Annotated in this window: 23 protein-coding genes; 12 read left to right on the forward strand and 11 right to left on the reverse strand. The window is 71.2% G+C overall.

The features are described from left to right. Positions 1-29 precede the first annotated feature (29 nt). Genes radA through ABD286_RS07770 form a run of 4 tightly spaced genes read left to right on the forward strand, consistent with a single transcriptional unit; the run spans position 30 to position 4,887 of the window. Positions 30-1,415 (forward strand): DNA repair protein RadA, encoded by a 1,386-nt coding sequence (gene radA / locus ABD286_RS07755; protein WP_344191853.1) that lies wholly within the window; start codon positions 30-32, stop codon positions 1,413-1,415. A 43-nt stretch (positions 1,416-1,458) separates the two neighbouring features. Further along, entirely contained in the window at positions 1,459-2,535 is a 1,077-nt protein-coding gene (gene disA, locus ABD286_RS07760; RefSeq protein WP_344191855.1) for a DNA integrity scanning diadenylate cyclase DisA, read from the forward strand. After that, a complete protein-coding gene (locus ABD286_RS07765) occupies positions 2,532-3,458 on the forward strand; it encodes an HhH-GPD family protein (RefSeq protein WP_344191857.1) in 927 nt (308 codons plus the stop codon). Before disA ends, ABD286_RS07765 begins: the two co-directional genes overlap by 4 nt. 1 nt (position 3,459) lies before the next feature. Then, the gene (locus tag ABD286_RS07770; protein WP_344191859.1) at positions 3,460-4,887 is read left to right on the forward strand and encodes an MFS transporter; all 1,428 of its coding nucleotides are present in this window, start codon (positions 3,460-3,462) and stop codon (positions 4,885-4,887) included. A 16-nt stretch (positions 4,888-4,903) separates the two neighbouring features. Here the strand turns inward: ABD286_RS07770 and ABD286_RS07775 are convergent, their stop codons facing one another. From ABD286_RS07775 to ABD286_RS07785, 3 genes are all read right to left on the reverse strand, one after another. Beyond that, positions 4,904-5,404 carry an amino-acid N-acetyltransferase gene (locus tag ABD286_RS07775; RefSeq protein WP_344191861.1) on the reverse strand — a complete coding sequence of 167 codons (501 nt, stop codon included), beginning with the start codon at positions 5,402-5,404 and terminating at the stop codon, positions 4,904-4,906. A 27-nt stretch (positions 5,405-5,431) separates the two neighbouring features. Continuing rightward, positions 5,432-6,637: an LCP family protein gene (locus tag ABD286_RS07780; protein ID WP_344191863.1), complete on the reverse strand. Its 1,206-nt coding sequence runs from the start codon at positions 6,635-6,637 to the stop codon at positions 5,432-5,434. A 207-nt stretch (positions 6,638-6,844) separates the two neighbouring features. Then, positions 6,845-8,194, reverse strand: a complete 1,350-nt coding sequence (locus tag ABD286_RS07785) for an LVIVD repeat-containing protein (protein WP_344191865.1) — start codon at positions 8,192-8,194, stop codon at positions 6,845-6,847. Between the two features lie 163 nt (positions 8,195-8,357). Between ABD286_RS07785 and ABD286_RS07790 the strand changes: the two genes are divergently transcribed. After that, positions 8,358-9,089, forward strand: a complete 732-nt coding sequence (locus ABD286_RS07790) for a DUF305 domain-containing protein (RefSeq protein WP_344191867.1) — start codon at positions 8,358-8,360, stop codon at positions 9,087-9,089. Between the two features lie 37 nt (positions 9,090-9,126). On the opposite strand, the gene ABD286_RS07795 is transcribed toward ABD286_RS07790, so the two are convergent. From ABD286_RS07795 to paaK, 6 genes are all read right to left on the reverse strand, one after another. Then, positions 9,127-9,846, reverse strand: coding sequence for an anti-sigma factor (locus ABD286_RS07795; protein WP_344191869.1), 720 nt, complete (start codon positions 9,844-9,846; stop codon positions 9,127-9,129). Beyond that, a complete protein-coding gene (locus ABD286_RS07800; RefSeq protein ID WP_344191871.1) occupies positions 9,843-10,439 on the reverse strand; it encodes an RNA polymerase sigma factor in 597 nt (198 codons plus the stop codon). Before ABD286_RS07800 ends, ABD286_RS07795 begins: the two co-directional genes overlap by 4 nt. Before the next feature lie 49 nt (positions 10,440-10,488). Beyond that, the gene (locus tag ABD286_RS07805) at positions 10,489-11,418 is read right to left on the reverse strand and encodes a DUF4394 domain-containing protein (protein ID WP_344191873.1); all 930 of its coding nucleotides are present in this window, start codon (positions 11,416-11,418) and stop codon (positions 10,489-10,491) included. A gap of 192 nt (positions 11,419-11,610) precedes the next feature. Then, positions 11,611-14,124 carry an ATP-dependent Clp protease ATP-binding subunit gene (locus ABD286_RS07810; protein ID WP_344191875.1) on the reverse strand — a complete coding sequence of 838 codons (2,514 nt, stop codon included), beginning with the start codon at positions 14,122-14,124 and terminating at the stop codon, positions 11,611-11,613. 275 nt (positions 14,125-14,399) lie between these two features. Next, positions 14,400-14,915 (reverse strand): hypothetical protein, encoded by a 516-nt coding sequence (locus tag ABD286_RS07815; RefSeq protein ID WP_344191877.1) that lies wholly within the window; start codon positions 14,913-14,915, stop codon positions 14,400-14,402. 66 nt (positions 14,916-14,981) lie between these two features. After that, a complete protein-coding gene (gene paaK, locus ABD286_RS07820) occupies positions 14,982-16,259 on the reverse strand; it encodes a phenylacetate--CoA ligase PaaK (protein ID WP_344191879.1) in 1,278 nt (425 codons plus the stop codon). Positions 16,260-16,474: 215 nt separating this feature from the next. On the opposite strand from paaK, the gene ABD286_RS07825 reads away from it, so the two are divergent. From ABD286_RS07825 to ABD286_RS07845, 5 genes are read left to right on the forward strand one after another with little or no spacing between them, the layout of a single operon-like run. Then, entirely contained in the window at positions 16,475-17,329 is an 855-nt protein-coding gene (locus tag ABD286_RS07825) for a S1C family serine protease (RefSeq protein ID WP_344191882.1), read from the forward strand. A gap of 47 nt (positions 17,330-17,376) precedes the next feature. Then, positions 17,377-18,414, forward strand: a complete 1,038-nt coding sequence (locus ABD286_RS07830) for an AAA family ATPase (RefSeq protein ID WP_344191884.1) — start codon at positions 17,377-17,379, stop codon at positions 18,412-18,414. Further along, positions 18,393-19,382, forward strand: coding sequence for a DUF58 domain-containing protein (locus ABD286_RS07835; RefSeq protein WP_344191886.1), 990 nt, complete (start codon positions 18,393-18,395; stop codon positions 19,380-19,382). Before ABD286_RS07830 ends, ABD286_RS07835 begins: the two co-directional genes overlap by 22 nt. Continuing rightward, complete coding sequence (locus ABD286_RS07840) at positions 19,379-20,422, forward strand: VWA domain-containing protein (protein WP_344191888.1); 1,044 nt, start codon at positions 19,379-19,381, stop codon at positions 20,420-20,422. Before ABD286_RS07835 ends, ABD286_RS07840 begins: the two co-directional genes overlap by 4 nt. After that, positions 20,423-21,538, forward strand: a complete 1,116-nt coding sequence (locus ABD286_RS07845) for a VWA domain-containing protein (RefSeq protein WP_344191890.1) — start codon at positions 20,423-20,425, stop codon at positions 21,536-21,538. A gap of 91 nt (positions 21,539-21,629) precedes the next feature. Here the strand turns inward: ABD286_RS07845 and ABD286_RS07850 are convergent, their stop codons facing one another. Further along, positions 21,630-22,301, reverse strand: coding sequence for a CGNR zinc finger domain-containing protein (locus ABD286_RS07850; protein WP_344191892.1), 672 nt, complete (start codon positions 22,299-22,301; stop codon positions 21,630-21,632). A 31-nt stretch (positions 22,302-22,332) separates the two neighbouring features. On the opposite strand from ABD286_RS07850, the gene ABD286_RS07855 reads away from it, so the two are divergent. Then, entirely contained in the window at positions 22,333-22,869 is a 537-nt protein-coding gene (locus ABD286_RS07855) for a hypothetical protein (protein WP_344191894.1), read from the forward strand. Positions 22,870-22,904: 35 nt separating this feature from the next. Here the strand turns inward: ABD286_RS07855 and ABD286_RS07860 are convergent, their stop codons facing one another. Then, positions 22,905-23,732 carry an Fpg/Nei family DNA glycosylase gene (locus ABD286_RS07860; RefSeq protein WP_344191896.1) on the reverse strand — a complete coding sequence of 276 codons (828 nt, stop codon included), beginning with the start codon at positions 23,730-23,732 and terminating at the stop codon, positions 22,905-22,907. Between the two features lie 158 nt (positions 23,733-23,890). Here ABD286_RS07860 and ABD286_RS07865 point away from each other — a divergent pair, with 158 nt between their 5' ends. Next, positions 23,891-24,916 carry an ATP-binding cassette domain-containing protein gene (locus tag ABD286_RS07865; RefSeq protein WP_344191898.1) on the forward strand — a complete coding sequence of 342 codons (1,026 nt, stop codon included), beginning with the start codon at positions 23,891-23,893 and terminating at the stop codon, positions 24,914-24,916.

Below are 24,916 nucleotides of genomic sequence, written 5' to 3' on the forward strand. Positions count from 1 at the left end.
TGTCGGGGCCGCCACGTAGGTTGTCCGCCATGGCAACCAAGGCATCGACGAGGTCGAGCGGCTACCGCTGCTCCGAGTGCGGCTGGACCGCGCCCAAGTGGGTCGGTCGCTGCGGCGAGTGCCAGTCCTGGGGCACCGTCGGCGAGGTCGGTGCCGTGACCGTCCGCACCACCGCCGCCGCCCGCGTGGAGCGTCCGGCCCTGCCGATCGGCGAGGTCGACGTCCGCCGCGCCGCCGCCCACCCGACCGGGGTGGGCGAGTTCGACCGGGTGCTCGGCGGGGGGCTGGTCCCCGGCGCCGTGGTCCTCGTGGCCGGCGAGCCCGGCATCGGCAAGTCGACCCTGCTGCTCGACGTGGCGGCCCGCGCCGCACGATCGGGCGAGGGCCGCACCGTCCTCTACGTCAGCGGCGAGGAGTCCGCCGCCCAGGTGCGCATGCGGGCCGAGCGCATCGAGGCGATGGCCAAGACGCTCTACCTCGCCTCGGAGACCGACCTCGCGACCGTCCTCGGCCAGATCGAGGCCATCAAGCCCGACCTCGTCGTCATCGACTCGGTGCAGACCATCTCCAGCGGCGACATCGAGGGCTCCGCCGGCAACGTCAGCCAGGTCCGCGAGGTCGCGGCCTCGGTCATCCAGGTCGCCAAGTCCCGCGGCATCGCCACCCTGCTCGTCGGCCACGTCACCAAGGACGGGTCGATCGCCGGCCCCAGGGTGCTCGAGCACCTCGTCGACGTCGTCGTGCAGTTCGAGGGCGACCGCCACTCCCAGCTGCGGCTCGTGCGGGCGGTCAAGAACCGCTACGGACCCACCGACGAGGTCGGCTGCTTCGAGCTCTCCGACGTCGGCATCGTCGGCCTGCCCGACCCCAGCGGCCTCTTCCTCTCGCGCGGCACGCTCACCGTCCCGGGCACCTGCGTGACCGTGACCCTCGAGGGCCGGCGCCCGCTGATGACCGAGGTCCAGGCGCTCGTCGCCAAGAGCGAGATCCCCACGCCGCGTCGCGCCACCAGCGGCCTGGACTCGGCACGCGTGGCCATGATCATCGCCGTGCTCGCCAAGCGCGCCGGCGCACCGATCGGCAGCTCCGACGTCTACCTGTCGACCGTCGGGGGTGTGCGGCTCACCGAGCCTGCCTCCGACCTGGCCATCGCCCTGGCCGTGGCGAGCTCGGTCATGGAGCGACCGCTCAAGGAGAACTCCATCGCGTTCGGTGAGCTCGGGCTGGCCGGTGAGCTGCGGGCCGTCTCCGGCATCCCGCGCCGACTCGCCGAGGCCGCGCGGCTCGGCTTCCGCACGGCCTACGTGCCTGCAGGTGTCGTGGGCAACGGCCCGATGCCCGAGGGGATGGACGTCGTGGAGTGTGCCGACATCCGCAGCGCGGTGCACTCCGCTCTGCAGGCCTCGCACGGTTAGACTCGCGGCAGACCGGACCGGCGGCATACAAGGGGTTTGAGAAGTGGATCTTCGCGAGGACGACGCGCTCCGCGCGACCCTCGCCGCAGTGGCGCCGGGCACCGAACTCCGTGACGGCCTCGAGCGCATCCTGCGCGGCCGCACCGGCGCCCTGATCGTCCTCGGCTACGACCGCACCGTCGAGAGCCTCGCGACGGGCGGCTTCCCGCTCGACGTCGAGTTCTCGGCGACCCGCCTGCGCGAGCTGGCCAAGATGGACGGCGCGATCGTCGTCGACCGGGAGGTGTCGCGCATCCTGCGAGCCGCGACCCAGCTCGTCCCCGACCCGTCGATCGAGACCAGCGAGTCCGGCACCCGGCACCGCACCGCCGAGCGCGTTGCCAAGCAGACGGGGTACCCCGTGGTCTCGGTGAGCCAGTCGATGCGCATCGTCGCGCTCTACGTCGACGGCCGCCGCCACGTCCTCGAGGACTCGCTGGCGATCCTGTCCCGTGCCAACCAGGCACTGCAGACCCTCGAGCGCTACAAGTCGCGCCTCGACGAGGTCACCGGCACGCTGTCGGCCCTCGAGATCGAGGACCTCGTGACCGTCCGCGACGTCGCCAGCGTCCTGCAGCGCCTCGAGATGGTGCGCCGCATCCGCGACGAGATCTCGGGCTACGTCGTCGAGCTCGGCGTCGACGGACGACTGCTCACCCTCCAGCTCGAGGAGCTCACCGGCGGCCTCGGCAACGACCGCGAGCTCGTCATCCGCGACTACCTGCCTGTCAGCCGGGGCGGGCTCACCCTCGAGGAGGCGATGGCCGCCCTCGAGGAGCTCACCTCCACCGAGCTGCTCGACCTCTCGGCCGGCGCCAAGGCGGTCGGGTTCGCCATCGGTGGCGACGCCCTCGACTCCGCGGTCAGCCCCTGCGGCTACCGCCTGCTGAGCAAGGTCCCCCGCCTGCCGGGCGCGATCGTCGACCGGCTCGTCGACCACTTCGGCAGCCTCCAGAAGCTGCTGGCCGCCAACCTCGAGGAGCTCATGGACGTCGAGGGGGTCGGCGAGGGCCGCGCCCGCGCGGTCCGCGAGGGCCTGTCGCGCCTCGCCGAGTCGAGCATCCTCGAACGCTACGTGTGACCGGTTCACTCGTCGGCGCAGCCAGCGGGGGGGACGCACCCGGAGGGCTGCACGAGCGTGTCCTGGAGTGGTACTCCGGCGCCCAGCGCGACCTGCCCTGGCGGCGCTCCGACGCCACCGCGTGGGGGATCTTCGTCTCCGAGGTGATGCTCCAGCAGACGCCGGTGGCCCGCGTCCTGCCGGTCTGGGTCGAGTGGATGACGCGCTGGCCCGAGCCGACCGACCTCGCCGCCGACGCACCCGGTGAGGCCGTGCGCGCCTGGGGCCGCCTCGGCTACCCGCGCCGGGCCCTGCGCCTGCACTCGGCCGCGGTCGCGATGACCGAGCGCCACGGCGGCAAGGTGCCGATGAGCGAGGCCGAGCTGTCGACGCTGCCAGGGGTGGGCGCGTACACCGCGGCGGCGGTGGCGACCTTCGCGTTCGGCGAGCGGACCGTGGTGGTCGACACCAACGTTCGCCGGGTGATCGCCCGCGCCGTCACCGGCGACCAGTACGCCGCGGCCTCCCCCACCCGCGCCGAGCACACCCTCGCGACGAGCCTGGTCCCAACCGACCCGGACCGGGCCCGCACGTGGAGCGTCGCGGTCATGGAGCTCGGTGCCCTGGTCTGCACCGCCCGCGCTCCTCGCTGCGGCGAGTGCCCCATCAGCGACCTGTGCCGGTGGCAGCTGCGTGGCCGCCCGGCCCACGAGGGTCCGCCGCGGCGCGGCCAGGCGTGGGCCGGCACCGACCGGCAGATGCGCGGCGCCCTGCTGCGTCGGCTGCGCGAGAGCCCCGGCCCCGTCCCGAGGGCAGCCCTCGAGGCGGTGTCCGACAACGCCCTCCAGCGTGAGCGCTGCCTCGACTCGCTCGTCGCCGACGGCCTGGTCGAGCCCCTGCCCCGCGACCTCTTCCAGCTCCCCGGCTCCCGCGGGACGAGCTGAGATGAGCACGCCGCCGGTGGACGGTCCGCGCAACCGCAGGGCAGCGACAGCGCTGCGGCACGGTGCGTCCGCCACCGGTCGGGCGATCGGCCGCGGCACCGTGGCCGGTGCCCGGCTCGCCGGTCGTGGCGGCCGGGCCGGGGCCCGTCGGGCGCGGGCCTACACCAGCTCCTCGGGCGCGGGCGAGACCGGCCTCGCCCGGATCATCGAGCTGCACTTCGTCAACCTCGCCGGTGACGCGGCCCTCACGGTCAGCCTCGCAGGGACGATCTTCGCGATCCCCACCGACGAGGCGCGCGGCCAGGTGGCGCAGTTCCTGCTGCTCACCATGGCGCCGTTCGCCCTGCTGGCACCCTTCATCGGGCCGCTGCTCGACCGGTTCCGGCACGGTCGGCGCTGGGCCATCGGCACGACCCTGGCCCTGCGCGCCTTCCTCTGCTGGGTGCTGGCGGGCGCCGTGGCCAACGACTCACCGTGGTTGTTCCCCGCGGCCCTCGGGTGCCTCGTCGCGTCCAAGGCGTATGGCGTGACCCGCGCCTCCGCCGTGCCCCGGTTGCTGCCCGCGGGTTTCAGCCTTGTCAACGCCAACTCGCGCAACGCCCTCGCGGGGGTCGCCGGGATGGCGGTCGGCGGTGGGATCGCGGGGGCAGCCGCCCAGGTCGGGCCGGAGTGGTCGCTGCGCCTCGCGTTCCTCATCTACGTCGTCGGCACGGTGCTCGCCATCCGGCTCCCCGCGCGGGTCGACTCCAGCCTCGGCGAGCTCGACATCGAGGACACCGGGCCGGTGCCCGTCCCGCCGCGGGAGGAGGGACGGACCGGTCTCGCGCGCCGACTGCGGGCCCGGGTCGCTGCGCTGCCCACCGCGGTGCTCGTCGCCCTGACCAGCGCCATCGGAGCCCGGCTGCTCACCGGCTTCCTCACCCTCTTCATGGCGTTCCTCATGCGTGAGCACCCGATCCCCGGGTACAGCGGCACGCTCGTGCTGGGGCTGGTCGTGGGCGCCGCCGGGGCCGGCAACGCCCTCGGCACGGTGATCGGCAACGCCCTTCGCAAGCTGCGCCCCGACGTCATCATCGCCGTCGCCCTCATCGCCGACGTCGTGGCCGCGCTCGTCGCTGCCGTCTTCTACTCGCTCGTGACCCTGCTGGTGCTCGGCCTCGTCGCCGGTCTGGCCGCCCAGCTCATCAAGCTGAGCAGCGACGCCGTCGTGCAGCGCGACATCGACGAGCGGGTCCGCACCCGGGTCTTCGCGTGGTCCGAGACGGTCCTGCAGATCGCCTGGGTCGTCGGCGGCGGCATCGGCATCTCGCTGCCGCTGATCCCGCAGCTGGGCTTCGGCGTGATCGCCGGCCTGCTCGTCATCGTCCTGGCCGCCTCGATCCGCATCCGCGTGACCCGCCGTCCCGAGGCCCACCCGGCCCCTCCCTGACGCCTGCTGGTGCGGCTCAGAGGGTGAGGAGCATGCGGGTGTTGCCGAGGGTGTTGGGCTTGACCCGCTCGAGGTCGAGGAACTCGGCGACACCCTCGTCGTAGGACCGCACGAGCTCGGCATACACCTCGGGCTCGACGGCCTGGCCCTCGATCACCTCGAAGCCGTGCCGGGCGAAGAAGTCGACCTCGAAGGTGAGGCAGAAGACCCGCTCCACCCCGAGATCGCGCGCGTCTGCGAGGAGCGCCTCGAGGAGGTCGGAACCGACCCCCCGGCCCTTGGCGCTCGGGTCGACCGCCAGCGTGCGGATCTCGGCGAGGTCCTCCCACATGACGTGCAGGGCGCCGCACGCGAGCAGCCTGGGTTCGCTGCCCAGGTCCTCGGCGACGCGGAACTGCTGGACGGACTCGTAGTACGTGACCGCGTCCTTGGACACGAGGACGCGGGACTCGGCGTGCGGTCGCACGAGCTCACGGATCCCGCGGATGTCGCTGGTCCGCGCCCGACGGATGATCACGACGGCCCCCGAAGGGGGTGGCGGCGCTCACGCACCGAGCCGGCCGTTCCGGATGTCCTTGAACGTGCTGCGAGCCGAGCCGCCGAGGAGCACGACCGACTGGCGCTCCCGGGTGCCGATCGATCCCGGCACGACCACGTTGCGCACCGACGCAGGGCTGCCGACGAAGACGCCGGCCGAGAGGTTCAGCACCTGGGCGGGGGTGAGGTTCGTGCCGAGGTGGGGCGCCATCTTCCCGAGCAGGCCGGCGAGGCGCGCGGGTCCCATGGCCCTGGCCATCACCATGCCGGCCTTGATCAGCTCACCCTGGTGGGCAGAACGGCCGAAGTCGCCGTTCGGCAGGTTCTTGCGCTCCCGGGCGAAGGCCAGGGCGCGCTGGGCGTCGAGGAGGTTCTTGCCCTTCTTCGTGACCTTCATGCCCTCGTGGTCGTCGAGCGCCCGGTCGGCGAAGTACACGATGCCGCCGATCGCCCGGACCATGTCCTTGAATCCCTTGAACCCGGCGATGACGTACCCGTCGATGGGGACGCCCGTCGCCCTGGCCACGGTGTCGACCTGCCCCTTGACGCCGCCGAAGACGAGGGCGGCGTTGACCTTGCCGTTGCCACCGCTGGCCAGCGGCACCCACGAGTCGCGCGGGATGCCGACGATCCCGCCGACGCCCTTGGGGTCCACGCCGATGATGTGCAGCGCGTCCGCGCGGCACTTCTCGACCGGCTGCGGCGTGCGCGCGTCCGACCCGATCGCCAGCACCCGCATCGCCGCGAACGGCGCACGCGACACCTTCAGCGAAGGCCACCAGCCACCGACGACCTGCCAGGACGAGCCCGACTTGCCCTTGACCAGCAGGGTGACGTCCTTGCCCTGCACCACGGTCGCGATGGGCACGCCCTTCCAGCTCGCGGTCGACCCGGTGACCGTGAGGGCCTTCTTCCCGACCTTGCGCTTGGCGAGAGCGGTGGCGACAGGTCCACCGGCCGGGACCTTGCCCCCGAGGTAGACGGTCGTCATGACGGTGAGCAGGTCCGCGGGCAGGCCCTTGCCGCTCACGCGGGGCGGGCCGGGCGTCGCGGCAGTGGTCGGGGACGTCGTCGTGGACGACGAGGCGGGGGCTGCCTTCTTCTCGTCCTTGGTGCAGGCGGCGAGCGTCAGCGGCGCAGCGAGCAGCCCGAGCAGGACCGAACGACGGGGCAGGGAGTCACGCACGGAGTCGGAAAGGGAGGGAGGAACCACGCGCAACAGGGTACGGCGCGACGCCGTACGGCCTGCGCACGCCGACCTCCCCGCGCGTCCGGCCGGCACGGCGGTGGCCCGAGCACGGCGGTGGCCCGAGCACGGCGGTGGCCCGAGCACGGCGGTGGCCCGACCCCCTGGGGTCCAGCCACCGGTGCCCGCCGGGCGCGCGCCGGCGGGGTCGTGCGGGTGGTGCAGGTCAGGCGGTCACTTGACCTTGTAGATCGGCTGGGTCTGCACGTTGAGCTGGTCCATCTTCACCTTGGCCGCCTTGCTCAGGGACTTGTCCGTGATGCGCAGGACGTCGAAGCCCTTGCCGAGGTCGGAGGAGTAGACGTGGCCGTTGTAGTAGTAGGACGACCACGTGCCGCCGCCACCACCTGCCGGGCCCGCCGGGCCGCGCTCGAAGTACCCGATCTCCTTGGGGTTGGAGCTGTCGGTGAAGTCCCAGAAGCTCGTGCCGCCCATGTACCAGGACTGCACCATGACGTCACGGCCCTCGACGGGGATCAGCGAGCCGTTGTGGGCGACGCAGTTCTCGGAGTCGAACTGGTGGCGCTGGATCTTGTAGTACGACTTGAAGCTGAGCTTGTTGTCCTTGCTCAGGTCGTAGATGCCGTTGGCGCCACGGTTCGGGCCGATCGCCGCGTTGCAGGTGGCCGCGCCGCCGCCGCCGAGCTCGTCCGTGAAGACGACCTTGGTGCCGGCGTTGTTGAACGTCGCCGAGTGCCAGAACGCGAAGTTCGTCGTGTCACGCACGCGCTCGACCACCTTGGGCGCGACCGGGTTCTTGATGTCCAGGATGATGCCGTCACCCATGCACGCACCGGCCGCGATGCCCCTGGCGGGGTTCACCGTGATGTCGTGACAACCCGAGGTGTTGGTGTAGCCACCGTCGGGGAACAGGTTCGGCTCGGCCACGACCTTCGCGGTCGTCGGGGCCTTCTTGGGCACCTCGATGATCGTGATCGAGTCGTGCGGCGGCTTGCAGTCCGGGAACGTCTCGTTCGGCGAGTAGCTCGACACGTAGAGGACGTCGGCCTTCTTGCCGGGGATCAACGAGTGGGTGTGCGAACCACACGACGTCTCGACCGACTTGATGTACCTCGGGTTCTTCACGTCCGAGATGTCGAAGATCTTGATGCCCTCCCACGACTCCTTGATCGTCGCGGACTGCGGCACCGAGGTGCAGGAGTTGTCCGACCGCGAGGAGTCGGTCGACAGGTAGAGCAGGTCTCCCGAGACCGTGATGTCATTCTGCGCGCCGGGGCAGCTGACCTGCGCCACCATCCGCGGGCTGCTGGGCTTCTTCACGTCGTAGATGACGAAGCCGTTGTAGTTGCCGACGAACGCCATGTCGTCCTGGAAGGCGATGTCGGTCCCGGTCGCGCCCGCGAGGGGTCCGCTGCTCGGGAGGTTGATCAGGTGTTCGACGTTCTGGCTGCGCCCGATCTCGTCCGGTCCCAGCTGGGTGCCGGACTTGCCGACCCCGTCCGCGGCGAATGCCGCAGTGGCCGGGATGGTGAGGGCGAGCGCGGCGGTGGTGCCGAGCACCATGTGACGCATTCTCATCTCGCAGGCTCCTGCCGTAGAGGCGTCCGCTCCGACGCCCCTTCAGCGGCGGAATCACGACGTTCCGACCACCCTGCCCGGGGCCGTACCCGCATCACAAGGGTGCTTTGTCCTGCTTCCGGTAAAAAATTGCGGTTAGGGTGAGGCGATGAGCAACCAGTGCCACGAGGCTCTTCGTCGTGCCCGCACACCGCGACCCGGCCGCTCGCGCAGCGCTGCCGCCGCCGGCCTCGTCCTGGGCGCAGCACTCGTGCTGTCGGGCTGCTCGGCCGACGCGCAGACCCCCGCCACGACGGCGACCTCCCCCACGGCCCCGGTCCTGCAGCCCGGTGCCCCGGGTGAGCCGAACGCCTCGCTGACCGGGTCGGCAGCGCTGCCCACGACACCGGGCAAGGTGCTCGAGGCGGACGTCCGCTTCATGCAGGACATGATCGTCCACCACGCCCAGGCCATCGTCATGGTCTCGCTCGTGCAGGACCGGCTCTCCGACGGCCAGGTGAAGTCGCTCGCCGCCCGCATCTCCGACGAGCAGCGTCCCGAGATCGACGCGATGGCCAAGTGGCTCGAGGGCAAGAACCAGAGCGTCCCGCCCCAGGCCGCCAACCCCGAGTACGGCGCCGGCGCCGCCCACGACCACGGGGCGATGCCCGGCATGGCGACGCAGGCGCAGCTCACCGAGCTCTCCGAGGCGACCGGACGCGAGGCCGACACCCTGTGGCTGCGGCTGATGACCGCCCACCACGAGGGGGCGCTCGCCATGGTGGTTCAGCAGCACCGCGACGGCACCGACGAGGTGGTCACCCAGCTCGGCGACGAGATCCACGTGACCCAGTCGGTGCAGATCGGCTACATGAAGGAGATGCTCGACCGCCTGACCTGACCCGCGGCAAAGGGATCAGGACACGATCAGCACGGGGTCAGGAAGGGATCGGGCCGCTGATGACCACCGCGCCCCCGGGGTCGACGACCTCGAAGCGTGCGGCGTCGGCGAGCAGCACCGAGGAGTTCATGCTGCAGACGACCTTGCGCCCGGAGACCCCGAGGAACGCACCGGCGTCGTACTCCCTGCCCGCATCGTCGATGACCATCACGTCGTAGGCCTCCCCCGCCGGCAGCCCGGTGGCCTCGAGCTTGAGCTCGACTCCCCAGGTGTGGTCGACGAGGCCGGCGACGGCCTGCACCCCCGAGGCCGCCTGCACCTGGGGGACGGCGATGACCGTGGGTCCCGCCGGCGCGTCCTGCCCCGAGGTCAGGGCGAGGACGAGCGCGGTGGCTGCAGCAGCACCGACGAGCGCGCCGGCGACCGCCGGCACCCAGCGTCGGCGGGCGGCGAACCGCGGGTGGGCTGCACCCTCGACCGGGGCCGCCACGAGGCCGACCGGGGTGGAGCCCTGCAGGGCGAGCGCCCGGGCGATGCGGTCGTCCAGGGCGGGCGGCGGCGCCACGTCGGAGGCGACGATGCGGTCGGGGTCGACCTGGCGCAGGGCGGGCACCAGGGGGGCCAGCTCGGCCACCTCCGCCCGGCACTCGTCGCACCCGGCCAGGTGCGCTTCGAGCTGCACACGCAGGTCGTCGTCGAGCTGGCCGAGGACGTAGGCGCCGATGGCCTCACGAAGCTCTTCGTGCGTCGGGTTCATCGCTCGACCTCCAGGGTGGTGATGGCAGTTCTCAGGTTCTTCAGCCCGTGGAACACCCGGCTGCGCAGGGTGCTGACCGACACGCCCAGCTCGGCCGCCACGTCGTCGTACGGCCGGTCGCGCAGGTAGGTCTCGACGATCGCCGTGCGGTGGTCGGCGCTGACCTGCCCGAGGGCCCGGGTCACGAGGTCGGCGTCCGCGACGCGCTCGGACGGATCCGGGGCATGGGCGGGCCCGGTGGCTGCGACGTCGAGGCGTTCGGTCATCGGCGGGACTCCTCCGGACTGGGGCTGGGTGTCGACCGGGACCGGCGTCCGCGACCGCGCGGCGTACTGGTCGCGGACCACGTTGCGCAGGATCGCGAACAACCACGTGCGCAGCGACCCGCGTGCCGGGTCGAACCTGTCGGCTGCACGCCAGGCCCGGACGATGGTCTCCTGCACCGCGTCCTGCGCGGTCGCGTCGTCACCGAGCCAGCTGAGCGCAGCCCGGTAGAGCTCGGCGCCGTGGAGGGCATACCCCTGACGCGCCAGCGCCTCCCGCCCCGTGACGGGGTCGGGGGCGCCGGCGCGCGACGGGTTCCACGGTGCCACCCTGTTGCTCCTGCGCGTCGACGACTCGTCGACCGAGACTAGAGGGCGATCAGCGGGGCGGCAGCACAGTGAGGTCGGCGACGTCGATCTTCGTGAACGACCCGACACGGTGCGTGTCGCCGGTGAGCAGGTCGACCCGGTAGAGCGCGGCCTTGGACGACCCCTCCTTGCGCAGCGTCGCGTAGCCGGTGTTGCTCGTGGTCGCGCCGTCGCGCACGGTGCTCAGGATGTCGAAGCCGGCAACCGGCGAGACGTCCATGCCCAGGGAGCCGGTGAGCGAGAGCGTGCCGTCGTTGGCCGGCACCTGGAGCGCCCCCTGGTCGAGCTTGGTGTCGAGGTCGATCAGCGTCGTGCCCGTCGTCGCCTCGAGGTCGTTGTTCGTGTACCCCGCCGCCGTCACGCCGGTCGCCGCGGTCCCGGGCGTGTAGGCCAGGGTCTTGTCCTCGAGGGTCACGCCGCCGGCGTTGACGTTGTGGCGCAGGTTCTGGCCGGTGTCGCTGATGACGCGCAGGCGGTCGGCGGCCGGGTTGAAGTCGACGCCGAAGTCCTTGCCTGACAACGCGATCGTGAGCTGCGAGACCTTGGTGGCCTTGGCGTTCGACGTGTCGAGCACGTAGACACCACCAGCGTTGCCGACGCCATAGACCTTGCGGTCCTGCACACGCCAGTCGAGGCCGACGAGGCGCGAGTCACCCGAGAGCCCGGAGATGGTGCCCAGGCTGCGCGCCAGGGCCGGCACGTGCACGGAGAACACGGACAGCTTCGTCCCGCTCTCGGACAGCCCGATGGCTGCGCCGGGGAAACGGCTCTGGCTGCTGCTGCCCTGCGTGGCGGTGAGGGCCGGCGCGGCCTGGACGGGCGCAGCCTTCGGGGCGCTCGTCGGGGTGGCGGACGCCGTGGCGCTCATCCCGAATGCTGCTCCGCCGGCGAGAACTCCGGCTGCTGCGATGGCCGTGACGGTGCGGGTCGTGTGACGCATGGGGACCTCCAGGTGGGGGTGGTTTCACCGACGTCGTTGCCGGTGTCACTGGGGGTTACCGCCACGGGACCGCCTGCGTTGAAGGATCAGCGGACTTTCTTCGTCCGCACCGCGAGAGGGCGGCACCCGGTGCGGGTGCCGCCCTCTCGCGGTGCGGTATGGCGCGGGGTCACCCCCGCGCCATACCGGTCGTCACTCGGACTTGTCGCCCACCGTCTCGACGACAGGGAGCTCGATCCCGCTCGGGTGCGGCGTGCCCACGAAGGTGAACTTCGCGGCCTTGCCCTCGCCGTCGGCGTTGACGAGCACGAGCTCGCCGGCCTTCAGCTCGCCGTAGAGGATCTTCTCGGACAGGACGTCCTCGATCTCGCGCTGGATGGTGCGACGCAGCGGTCGCGCACCGAGCACGGGGTCGTAGCCCTTCTTGGCCAACGCGTTCTTGGCCTCGACGGTGAGCTCGATGCCCATGTCCTTGTCCTTGAGTCGCTTGTCCAGCTTGGCGATCTCGAGGTCGACGATCTGGACGATCTCCTCCTGCGTGAGCTGGGGGAAGACGATGATGTCGTCGACGCGGTTGAGGAACTCGGGACGGAAATGCTGCTTGAGCTCGTCCGTGACCTTGTTCTTCATGCGGTCGTAGTCGCTGCGGGTCTCCGCGCCGGCCGAGAAGCCGAGGGAGCCCTTCGAGATGTCCCGCGTGCCGAGGTTGGTCGTCATGATGATGACGGTGTTCTTGAAGTCGACCATCCGACCCTGGGAGTCGGTGAGGCGGCCGTCCTCGAGCACCTGGAGCAGCGAGTTGAAGATGTCCGGGTGGGCCTTCTCGACCTCGTCGAACAGCACCACGGAGAACGGCTTGCGGCGCACCTTCTCGGTGAGCTGCCCACCCTCTTCGTAGCCGACGTAGCCGGGAGGCGAACCGAACAGCCGCGACACGGTGTGCTTCTCGGAGAACTCCGACATGTCGAGCTGGATGAGGCTGTCCTCGTCGCCGAAGAGGAACTCGGCGAGCGTCTTGGCGAGCTCGGTCTTACCGACACCGGTGGGACCGGCGAAGATGAACGAGCCACCGGGACGACGCGGGTCCTTCAGACCGGCGCGGGTGCGGCGGATCGCCTGGGACATCGCCTTGATGGCGTCGTCCATGCCGACCACGCGCTTGTGCAGCTCGTCCTCCATGTGGAGCAGCCGCGAGGACTCCTCCTCGGTGAGCTTGAAGACCGGGATGCCGGTGCTGGCAGCCAGGACCTCGGCGATGAGCTCCTCGTCGACCTCGGCCACGACGTCCATGTCGCCGGACTTCCACTGCGACTCGCGCTCGGCCTTCTGGGCGAGCAGCTTCTTCTCGTCGTCGCGCAGGCTGGCGGCCTTCTCGAAGTCCTGGCCGTCGATGGCCGACTCCTTCTCCAGGCGCACGGCGGCGATCTTGTCGTCGAACTCGCGCAGGTCCGGCGGTGCGGTCATCCGGCGGATGCGCAACCGCGCGCCCGCCTCGTCGATGAGGTCGATCGCCTTGTCCGGCAGGAACCGGTCGTTGATGTAGCGGTCGGCGAGGTTGGCCGCAGAGACCAGCGCGGCGTCCGTGATGGACACGCGGTGGTGCGCCTCGTAGCGGTCGCGCAGGCCCTTGAGGATCTCGATCGCGTGGCTGAGCGTGGGCTCGGCGACCTGGATCGGCTGGAAGCGGCGCTCGAGCGCCGAGTCCTTCTCGATGTGCTTGCGGTACTCGTCGAGCGTCGTGGCACCGATGGTCTGGAGCTCACCACGGGCCAGCATCGGCTTGAGGATGCTCGCGGCGTCGATCGCGCCCTCGGCGGCACCCGCACCCACCAGGGTGTGGATCTCGTCGATGAACAAGATGATGTCGCCGCGGGTGCGGATCTCCTTGAGGACCTTCTTCAGCCGCTCCTCGAAGTCACCGCGGTAGCGGCTGCCGGCCACGAGCGCGCCGAGGTCGAGGGTGTAGAGCTGCTTGTCCTTGAGGGTCTCGGGCACCTCGCCCTTGACGATGTCCTGCGCCAGGCCCTCGACGACGGCGGTCTTGCCGACGCCGGGCTCACCGATGAGGACCGGGTTGTTCTTGGTGCGGCGGGACAGCACCTGCATGACCCGCTCGATCTCCTTCTCGCGCCCGATGACCGGGTCGAGCTTGCCCTCGCGGGCGGCCATCGTGAGGTTGCGACCGAACTGGTCGAGCACGAGGGAGCCCGCGGGGGTGCCCTCCTGCTGGACGCCGCCGCCGGCACCGGTGGCCTGGCCCTCCTTGCCCTGGTAGCCCGAGATCAGCTGGATGACCTGCTGGCGCACCCGGTTGAGGTCGGCCCCCAGCTTGACGAGGACCTGTGCGGCGACACCCTCACCCTCGCGGATGAGCCCGAGCAGGATGTGCTCGGTGCCGATGTAGTTGTGGCCGAGCTGCAGCGCCTCGCGGAGGCTGAGCTCGAGGACCTTCTTCGCCCGGGGCGTGAAGGGGATGTGGCCGCTGGGGGCCTGCTGGCCCTGGCCGATGATCTCCTGGACCTGCTCGCGGACCGACTCCAGCGAGATACCGAGGCTCTCCAGAGCCTTGGAGGCGACGCCTTCACCCTCGTGGATGAGGCCGAGCAGGATGTGCTCCGTGCCGATGTAGTTGTGGTTGAGCATGCGCGCCTCTTCCTGCGCGAGCACCACAACCCGACGGGCCCGGTCGGTGAACCGTTCAAACATCTCTTCTGCTCCTGCCTATCGAGTCATCCTCGATGCTATCCGTGCGACGCGCGCCCCGCGCGCGCCTTCCGCCGACCGATACCTGATCGGGACGATTCCGGCCTGCTCGTGGTGCTTGTTCGGGGAACGCCCGTGCGTGGCCGCCTGTTCCCCACCCTGAGCCGGGTCGGCTCATGTTCGCCGTGGGCGGACGGACTCCCGGTGTGGCCCACACCCCTGCAGGCTCGGTATGGCGCGCGGCCGGCCCCGCGTCATACCTCCCGAGCGGTGGGCGATCAGGCCCCCGGACCCTTCTTGCGGACCTCGTCCACGTGCTCCATCGCGGTCCGCAGCTCGGCGAGCCAGCTGTCGGACTTCTCCCCGACGAGTCGGACGCACCAGGCGAGCGCCTCGGAACGGGACTTGGCGACGCCGGCCTCGACGAGCGTGTCGAGGACGCGGCGCTCGGGTTGGCGCAGCCGCGTCATGACGGGTGCGGCCAGGTGGGTGAACATCGCCTCGGTCTCGCCGACGCGCACGCCCCACGAGACCTTGCGGCCGGAGAGGTGCTCGAGCTCGCGGGCGATCTCGATGCGGCGTTCGCGCGTGTCCTCGCGGAAGGAGGTGATGCGGCCGCGCGCGGCGATCTCGCGGGCGGTGGTGTCGTCGGCGTCGGTCTCGAGCGCGGGCTCGGCGAGGGTGCCGACGATGACGAGCTCGTCGCGGTCACGGGTGACCTCGACGGGCCCGGTGAACCAGTCGGCGGGGAGCCGACCGGCCAGCCATGCTTCTGCTGTGGTCTTGGTTGTCATGTAATGATGATTACACCGTTACAGGTGGCTGAACAGCCTCGTCCGCTCAGGGCGGAACCGGTGTCGTCAGCACAGGTTGCGCTGATCGTCGATGCGCTTCGCCTTGCCCAGCGAGCGCTCGAGGGCGTGCGGGGCGAGCACCTCGACGGCGATCGTCACCCCGACGCGGTCCTTGACCCGCGAACGGAGCTCCCCGCCGAGCGCCGACCGGCGGGCCTCGTCGACGCCTTCCGCCGCCTCGACCCGGACGGTGAGCTCGTCCATCCGGCCCGGCCGGGTCAGCACGCACAGGTAGTGCGGGGTCAGCCCGTCGATCGCGAGCAGGTGCTCCTCGACCTGCGAGGGGAAGACGTTGACCCCGCGGACGATCATCATGTCGTCGCTGCGGCCGGTGATCTTGGCCATCCGCCGGAACTGCGGGTACGCCGTGCCGGGCAACAGCGTGGTCAGGTCGCGGGTGCGGTAGCGCACCACCGGCATCGCGTGCTTCGTGAGCGAGGTGAAGACCAGCTCACCCTCCTCGCCGTCCGGCAGCACCTCCCCCGTGATCGGGTCGACGACCTCGGGGTAGAAGTGGTCCTCCCAGACGTGCAACCCGTCCTGGGTCTGCCCGGACTCCTGCGAGACGCCGGGCCCCATCACCTCCGAGAGACCGTAGATGTCCACGGCCCTCAGGTTGCTGCGTCGCTGGACCTCCTCGCGCATCTGCTCGGTCCACGGCTCGGCGCCGAAGATGCCGATCTCCAGCGAGGTGTCCTTCGGGTCGATCCCCTGCGCCTCCATCTCGTCGAGGATCGCGAGGAAGTAGGACGGCGTGACCATGATGACGCGCGGTCGGAAGTCCGAGATGAGCTGGACCTGGCGCTCGGTCATGCCCCCGCTGACCGGCACGACGGTGCAGCCGAGGCGCTCGGCCCCGTAGTGCGCACCGATCCCACCGGTGAACAAGCCGTACCCGTAGGCGATGTGGACCAGGTCGCCCGGCCGGCCACCCGCCGCCTCGATGGAGCGCGCCATCACCTCGGCCCAGGTGTCGATGTCGTCGCGGGTGTAGCCGACGACCGTCGGCTTGCCCGTCGTGCCGCTCGACGCGTGGATGCGGGACACCTGCTCGCGCGGCACCGCGAACATCCCGAACGGGTAGTTGTCGCGCAGGTCCGCCTTGGTCGTGAACGGGAAGCGCGCGAGGTCGGCGAGGTCCTGCACGTCGCTCGGGTGCACACCGGCCGCGTCGAAGGCGGCGCGGTAGTGGGGGACGTTCTCGTAGGCGTGCCCCAGGCTCCAGCGCAGCCGGTCCAGCTGGAGTGCCCGCAGTTCCTCGACGGTGGAGACGACGTTGTCCATGCCGCTCAACCTACGACGTCACTGCTCACCCGCCCTCGCACCGCCGGACGACCACGTCGGCACCTGACGCCCCGTTCCCAGCACACGAGGTCCGCGCCGGGCCGGAAGGTGGTCGTCGGCCGGTCGACTGTGCCGCAACCTGAGAGTTTCCCGTGAATGCCGTCGACCGGTGTTGCCCCGCCCGGATCGGACGTACGCTCCCGAAGGTGGACCGGGTGCCTGCGCCGTTGGTCGTCGACACCCCCTCGGGACCGGTGGGCGACGAGGCTCCGCCTGCCGGACGGCGCCGGCCCGCCCGCCGCTGGGTCGCCCTCGCCGCGGTCGCCGCTCTGCTCGTGGTCGCCGGGGCCGTGTTCGCCCTGACCCGCGGACCGGACGTGCCACCCCTCACGCAGGCAGACGTCCAGGAGCAGGTGCAGCAGGGCATCGCCGACGCGCAGGAGGAGGCGCGGAAGGCGCCGACGGATGCCGCGAAGGCGTACCAGACGGCGCTGCCGTCACTGGTCACGATCACGACGACCGGCGTCGGCGAGGACGACAAGCAGAACGGCACCGGTGCCGGTGTCGTCGTCAGCGCCGAGGGCACCATCCTCACCGCCCTGCACGTCGTCGACGGGGCCGACACGATCAGGGTCAGGTTCGCCGACGGCACGCAGACCACCGCCCAGATCGAGGAGCAGGAGGCCACCAGCGACACCGCGGTGCTGACGCCCGGGCGCCTGCCCGAGGTCGTCGTGCCGGCCGTCCTCGGTGGTGGCGCCCAGGTCGGCGACGAGGTCTTCCCGCTCGGTCACCCGCTCGGGCTCACCCAGTCGCTCAGCGGCGGTGTGGTCTCGGCGCTGGACCGGTCGATCAGCGTCCCCTCGGGCCAGACCCTCAAGGGGCTCATCCAGTTCGACGCGGCGGTGAACCCGGGCAACTCCGGCGGCCCGCTGCTCAACCGCGACGGCCAGGTCGTCGGCATCGTCACCGGCCTCGCCAACCCGTCCCAGCAGAACTTCTTCGTGGGCATCGGCTTCGCCGTCCCCATCGCCACGGCCGGCGGCGTCGCCGGCAGCCCGCCCCAGTAAGCCCACCACGCGCCATACGCCGCACCGCACCGCACCGAGGAGAGCCCATGGACCCGCACCGTCCCCAGCCCGGACGTCCCCAGCACCCGTTGGAGCAGGCTCTCTACGAGGTGAAGAAGACGATCGTCGGGCAGGACCTGCTCGTCGAGCGGATGCTCGTCGCCCTCCTCGCCCGCGGCCACCTCCTCGTCGAGGGCGTCCCGGGACTGGCCAAGACGATGGCGGTCAAGACGCTCGCGGAGGCGATCGGCGGCGAGTTCCAGCGGATCCAGTTCACGCCCGACCTCGTGCCCGCCGACGTCATCGGCACGCGGATCTACAACCAGAAGGACGGCGAGTTCCAGGTCTCGCTCGGACCGGTGTTCGCCAACCTCGTCCTCGCCGACGAGATCAACCGTGCGCCCGCGAAGGTGCAGAGCGCCCTGCTCGAGGTGATGCAGGAGCGGCAGGTCACCATCGGGCGCGAGACGTATGCCGCGCCGAACCCCTTCCTGGTCATGGCCACCCAGAACCCCATCGAGTCCGAGGGCACCTACGCGCTCCCCGAGGCGCAGGTCGACCGCTTCATGCTCAAGACGGTCATCGGCTACCCGACGCCCTCGGAGGAGTTCGTCGTCGTCGAGCGGATGACCTCGCGGCTCGAGCCGACCCAGCGGGTGCTCGAGCCCGGACAGCTCGTGGAGTACCAGAAGCAGGCCGACGCCGTGTACGTCGACCCGGCCGTGATCGAGTACGCCGTGCGGCTCGTCGGCGCGACCCGCAACCCCGCTTCGGTCGGGCTGCCGGAGATCGCGAAGTACCTGTCGTTCGGAGCCAGCCCACGTGCGTCGATCAACCTCGTCCTGGCCGGGAAGGCGTTGTCGTTCCTGCGCGGTCGCGACTTCGCCCGACCGCAGGACGTCCGCGACCTCGCCTTCGACGTGATGCGCCACCGACTCGTGCTGTCCTACGAGGCGCTCGCCGAGGGCATCGGGCCGGACGACCTGCTCGAGCCGATCCTGCGCGCCGTGTCCATGCCCGACGTGCCGCTGCGCGAGCGCCGTCCGCAGCAGAGCGAGGCCTCGTGGACCGCCCAGCCACGCTGACGGAGGCGACCGCCCCCGAGTCGTCCCCCCTGACCGCCGAGAAGCTCCTCCGGCGGCTGGAGTGGCGTGTCATCCGGCGGCTCGACGGCCGACTCCAGGGCGACTACCGCACGCTGTTCCGCGGGTCCGGCGTCGACTTCACCGACCTGCGCGAGTACGCCCCCGGCGACGACATGCGCCACATCGACTGGAACGTCACGGCCCGGATGGACACGCCCTACGTGCGTGAGTACATCGAGGACCGCGAGGTGACCTGCTGGCTCCTGCTCGACCGGACCGCCTCGATGGGGTTCGGCCCCGTCGACCGCCAGAAGTCCCTGGTGCTGACGGAGGTCACCACGACCCTCGCCCAGGTCCTCTCACGCGGTGGCAACCGGATCGGTGCGGCGTTGTTCGACGGCCGGATCGAGACGATCCCACCGGGACAGGGCCGCAACCAGGTCCTGCGCATCACGGCGGCCCTGCTGCGTCCACCGGCCCCGCCTGCGCCTGCCACGACCAACGGACGACGTCGTTGGCGGAAGACGAGGAGCGAGGAGGTGGCCCCCGCCGTCGGGACCACCGACCTGTCGGTGCTGCTGCGCGCGGCCCTCGGCCTGGCCCGCCGGAGGTCGCTGCTCGTGATCGTGTCGGACTTCATCACCCAACCGGGGTGGGAGAAGCACCTGTCGCTGCTGGCCCGTCGCCACGACGTCGTCGCCATCCAGGTCGTCGACCCGCGCGAGTCCGAGCTGCCCGCGGTCGGCATGGTCTACGTCGAGGACTCCGAGACGGGCGAGCAGATCTTCGTCGACACCAACGACGCGGTGTTCCGCGAGCGCCTCCACGCGCTCGCTGCCGAGCGCCAGGAAGCCCTGGAGGCAGCGGCCCGCAAGGCCGGCACGATGATCCACACCGTCGCCACCGACGACGACCTCGTCCGGGCGCTCGCCCGCATCTCCGCCCTGCGCACCAAGCAGGCGCGATGAGCTTCACCTGGCCCTGGATGCTGCTCGGCCTCGTGGCCGTGCCGCTGCTCGTGGTGGCCTACCGCGCCCAGCAGCGCCGTGGCGAATCGCGTCGCTCGGAGCTGGCAGCGATGGGGTTGGTGCCGGTGGGCGGCATACCCGTTGCGGGCGGATCTCCAGGCGCAGCAGGGGTATCCGGCGTGGGCGCCACGCGCGATCCGCGCCGGGACCGGCTGCGGCACCTCGCTCCGCTCCTCATGCTCGCTGCGCTGACCGTGCTGCTCGTCTCACTCGCCCGACCGACCGCCACCGTGGCGGAGCCACGACGGGAGGGCACGGTGATGCTGGCCTTCGACATCTCCACGAGCATGGCCGCCAAGGACCTCTCCCCCACCCGCCTCGACGCGGCCAAGGCTGCGGCGCGGACGTTCGTCGAACGTCAGCCGGCCACCATCCGGATCGGGGTCGTCGCTTTCGGGGACAGCGCCCTGGTCTCCCAGCAGCCGACGGAGGACCGCGCCGAGGTGCTCGCGGCCATCGACCGCCTCACGCCGCAGGGGGCGACCGCGGTGGGCCGGGGCATCGTGTCGTCTCTGAGCGCCATCGCGGGCAAGCCGATCGAGGTCGGCGACGAGCCGGGAGCCGGCGAGGAGGCCGACATCGGCTACTACGGCTCGGCGGCCATCGTGCTGCTCTCCGACGGCGAGAACACCACCGACCCCGACCCGCTCGAGATCGCGGACCTGGCCTCGACGGCCGGCGTGAAGATCTACACGATCGGCGTCGGCAGCCCTCAGGGGACGGTGCTCGAGGTGGACGGCTTCCAGATCTCCACCGCCCTCGACGAGGACTCGCTGAGGGCCATCTCCGAGACCACCGACGGCGCCTACTACGCAGCCGCCGACAGCGCGTCGCTGTCCAAGGTCTACAGCTCCATCGACCTCGCCTGGACCGCCCGCACCCAGGAGCGTGAGGTGACGTCGTGGTTCGCGACGGCGGCCGCGATCCTGCTGCTGCTCGGTGCCAGCGTGTCGGTCCTGCGCTCGGGACGGGTGGTCTAGATGTCCTTCGCGATCCCCTACGCCCTCATCGCCCTGGTGACGGTGCCGGTGCTGGTCGGCATCTACGTCTGGCAGCTGCGGCGACGTCGTCGCCAGGCCGTCGCGTTCTCCAGCGTGGCCCTCATCCGGGCGGCCCTTCCCCGGCAGCGGATGTGGCGTCGCCACGTGCCGATCGCCCTCGTGCTCGCAGCCCTCGCCGCCCTGGGGACGGCCTCGGCCCGCCCGCAGGTCCGCGCCGAGGTCCCCGTCTCGAGCTCCGCGGTGATCCTCGCGGTCGACGTCTCGGGGTCGATGTGCGCGACGGACGTCAGCCCCAACCGGCTCGCGGCCGCCCAGGACGCCGTCCGGTCCTTCATCGACCAGCAGGACGACCGCACGCGCATCGGGCTCGTGGTGTTCTCCGGCTTCGCGCAGGTCGCCGTGGCCCCGACCACCGACAAGGACCAGCTCAACCGGGCCGTGGACGGTCTGACGACCGGACGTGGCACGACGATCGGGGCAGCCATCCTCAAGTCGATCGACGCGATCGCCGAGATCAACCCCGAGGTCGCGCCGGCCGACACGAGCGCCTCCGGCCAGGTGCCGGGGGTGCCCGGGGGCCTGCCCGGACAGCCCGGGACCCCCGGCAACCCCGCGACCCCGGCTCCCCGGGCGACCGAGACGGCACCGGAGATCGTCGTGCTCCTCACCGACGGCGCCAACACCCGCGGGGTGACCCCCGAGGAGGCCGCTGACCAGGCTGCTGCCCGCGGTGTCCGTGTCTACCCCATCGGGTTCGGGACGACCCAGCCCACGCAGATGGTCTGCACCCGTGAGCAGCTCGGTGGCGGCTTGTTCGACGGCCCCGGTCAGGGCATGAGCGGCATCGGGCCCGGCGGACGCAACTTCCTCGTCGTCGACGAGGACGCCCTGCGGACCGTGGCCGACACGACCGGCGGCGAGTACTTCTCCGCGAGCGACGCCGACCAGCTCCAGGGCGTGCTCGAGGACCTGCCCAAGCACGTCGTCACGCAGGAGCAGTCGGTCGACGTGAGCTTCGCGTTCGCGGCCTTGGCTGCGCTGCTGCTGCTCGGCGGGCTGTGGCTCGGCGGCCGTTGGCGGTCCACCCCCGGCTGACCGATGTCGCCTGCGGGTCGGGTGCGCCCAGACCCGCCGGCTCTCAGACCCGCCGGCTCTCAGACCCGCCGGCTCTCAGACCCGCCGGCTCTCAGACCCGGTGGCGCTCGGCGTGGGCGCGGACCTTGGCACGGTTGCCGCACCACTGCATGCTGCACCAACGCCGACGCCCGCGCGGGTCGAGGAACACCCATCCGCAGTGATCGCCCGGGCACGTGCCGATGTCGGTCAGGTCGTGCTGGGTGAGCAGGTCCGAGGCGGCCCACGCCACTGCGAGCAGCGGACGCTCCAGTCCCCCACCGACCATCCAGCGGTGACCGGCGTGCGCGCCGGTGGCGCGCGCCCCTGCCACGGGCGTGAGTTCTGCGTGCGCCGCCGCCCGCAGCACGACCGTGTTCACCCCGCGCAGCGCGCTCGGGTCGGAGGGGTCGAGGACGAGGGAGTGCAGGTCGGTACGGAATCGCCTGGCGTCCTTGAGGATCGCCTCTGCCTCGGCCTTGCGGCTGCGAGCCCTTCGACGCAGGGCCGAGGCCGAGTCCGCCTCGACGAGACCCGACACGGAGGCCAAGGCGGCGAGGTGGTCGTAGGTCTTGAGGAACTCGCTCCCCTCGGGCACCGAAGGCACCTCGCCCCACCCTGCCCAGGTGTTGACGAAGTCGAGCGCCGGGTGCCCGCCGACGGCCCGTGGCAGGGCGAGCCCGTCCACCTCGAACCAGTGGGCGCCCTTGACGTGGGTATCGACCGGCGCTTGACTGCTAACCATTCAATAGATGTTATCTGGTTAGGAGAAGATCGTGCGACGACTCACCGCAACCACCGCAACCACCCTGCTCGCTGCCATCCCCCTCATCGGGGCCGGGGCCACCCCGGCCGCTGCCGGCGAGGCAGGAAGCCCGTGGACGCCATACCGGAGCAGTGACGTCACCGTCACGGCCGCCCGGTCGACGTGCGCCTTCGACGTGCGCATCTCCGTCGTGCAGGACGACGAGGAGTACCGCACCACGCAGACGTACGCCGACGGCACCCCGAAGGAGCAGCTGTTCCGCGGGACGCTGGTCGAGCGGTACACCAACGTGTCGACCGGCACGTCGGTCGTGCGCGACCTCAGCGCCACTGCGGTCTTCGCCTACAACCGCGACGGCTCACCGGCCTCACTGACATCGCTCAAGGGACCGTTCGGCGCGACCATGCCCGCCGGGAGCACCCCCGACACGGGCTTGTTCGTGCTGTCGGGCAAGGGCACCAGCGTGACGTTCAACGCGGACGGCACACGCAGCTACACCCTCGGCAGGCACGGCACCGCGGAGAACGTCTGCGACGCCATCGACTGAGAGTCGACTCGGGGCGAACGGGACCGGTCCCGGGCTCAGCGCCGCCGCTGGCAGCGACCGCACCAGAAGAGGTTGCGACCGGCCACCTCGCGCGTGCGGATCCGCGACCCGCAGACCCGGCACGGCTCCCCCTGGCGCTTGTAGACGTAGGACGTCCGCGCCGTCAGGGGATCGACCTGCCCTTCCGCGAGCTCGGACCTCACCTGCTCGACCTGCTCCGCGACGGTGACGATCTTCCCGGTCGCCACCCCGAGCGGGAGCAGGTCGACGAGGTCGAGCCAGATCGCGTCCCAGCTCGAACGCCGCAGCTCCTTGCCCGGGCGGAAGGGGTCGATCCGCTGTCGGAAGAGCACCTCGCTGCGGTAGACGTTGCCGACCCCGGCGAGCACCGACTGGTCCATCAGGAGCTCGGCGACGGTCCGCCCGCTGCGCGAGATGCCTCGCCAGGCGAGGTCGGGGTCGGGATCGGGGCGCAGCGGGTCCGGGCCCAGTCGCGCAGTCACGGCCTCGACCTGCTCGGGAGTGATGACCGCGCAGAGGTTCGGCCCGCGCAGGTCGGCGACGTGGGCGTCGGTGGCGAGCCGGAGCCGGACCTGCCCGACCACGGGCACCTCGCCGACGTAGGCGTGCTCGTCGATCGTGAACGTCCCGATCAGGCCGAGGTGGACGTGCAGACAGGCATCGCCGTCGAACTCGGCGAACAGGTGCTTGCCCCACGAGGTCGCGTGGACGAAGGTCCGACCGGAGAGCAGCGCGGCCCCGGCGGCGAACTTTCCCTGGGGGCTCGTCGCCTCGGGCTGCGTTCCCCTGTATGCAGCGTCGAGGTCGCGGGCGAGCCGGTACAGGGTGTGGCCTTCGGGCATGGGCCCATCATGCGACACCCCGGCGAGGAGGGCGCGACAGCCCCCGTGAGGCGGGCACGTCAGCCCGCCCGAGGACTCCGGGGCGCGAGCGATGACTTCCTGTCGGTGGTCGGGTCTACCTTGGCGTCCACCGGGCCGACTGACCAAGGGAGTGGCAGATGAGCCACGCACGGGGGCTCGTGCAGACCTTCCAGACCAAGGAAGGCAGGAAGAAGACCGAGGTGCGCGCCGTCGACGGCGTCGACCTCGATGTCGCCGAGGGCGAGGTCGTCGGGTTCCTCGGACCCAACGGCGCCGGCAAGACCACGACGCTGCGGATGCTGACGACGCTGCTGCGCCCCACCGAGGGCACGGCGACGGTCGCGGGGTACGACGTCGTCAAGGACTCCGAGCAGGTCCGCCGCAGCATCGGCTACGTCTCGCAGGCCGGTGGCGCGTTCAGCGGCGCCCGCGCCGGTGACGAGGTCGTCGACCACGGGATGCTCTACGGCATGAAGGGCGCCGAGGCCGAGCGCCGGGGCAAGGAGCTGTTCACCCAGCTCGACCTCGACGGGCTGTGGACCCGGATGCCCAAGAACATGTCGGGCGGGCAGCGTCGCCGCCTCGACATCGTCATGGGCCTGATCCACGAGCCGTCCCTGGTCTTCCTCGACGAGCCCACCACCGGCCTGGACCCGCAGGCGCGGGCCAACCTCTGGGAGCACATCGCCGACCTCCGGCGTCGGCGGGGCGCGACCGTCTTCCTCACCACGCACTACCTCGACGAGGCCGACGCCCTCAGCGACCGCATCATCATCATCGACCACGGAACGATCGTCGCGGCCGACACCGCCGACAACCTCAAGGCCCAGGTGGCCGGGGACCTCGTCGACCTCGAGGTCGCGGACGCCGAGCTCGTCCAGGCTGCGGCCCAGCGGCTCGACTCGATCGCCGAAGCACCCCGCCACGGGCTCCAGGGCGTCGAGATCGAGGGCAACCACGTCCGCGGACGCGTCCAGCGGGCCGGCAAGGCCGTCCCAGGACTGCTGCGCGACCTGCACGACGCCGACATCGACCTCGAGTCCATCGAGGTGCACCGCCCGACCCTGGACGACGTGTTCCTCACCCTGACCGGGCGCTCCCTGCGGGACGCGGCCGACGCCACCCCCGCCGGGACACCCGGCACCGCGACGAAGGAGAACTGA

Origin of the sequence: Pedococcus aerophilus (assembly GCF_039532215.1) — a bacterium.
GTDB classification, from domain to species: domain Bacteria; phylum Actinomycetota; class Actinomycetes; order Actinomycetales; family Dermatophilaceae; genus Pedococcus; species Pedococcus aerophilus.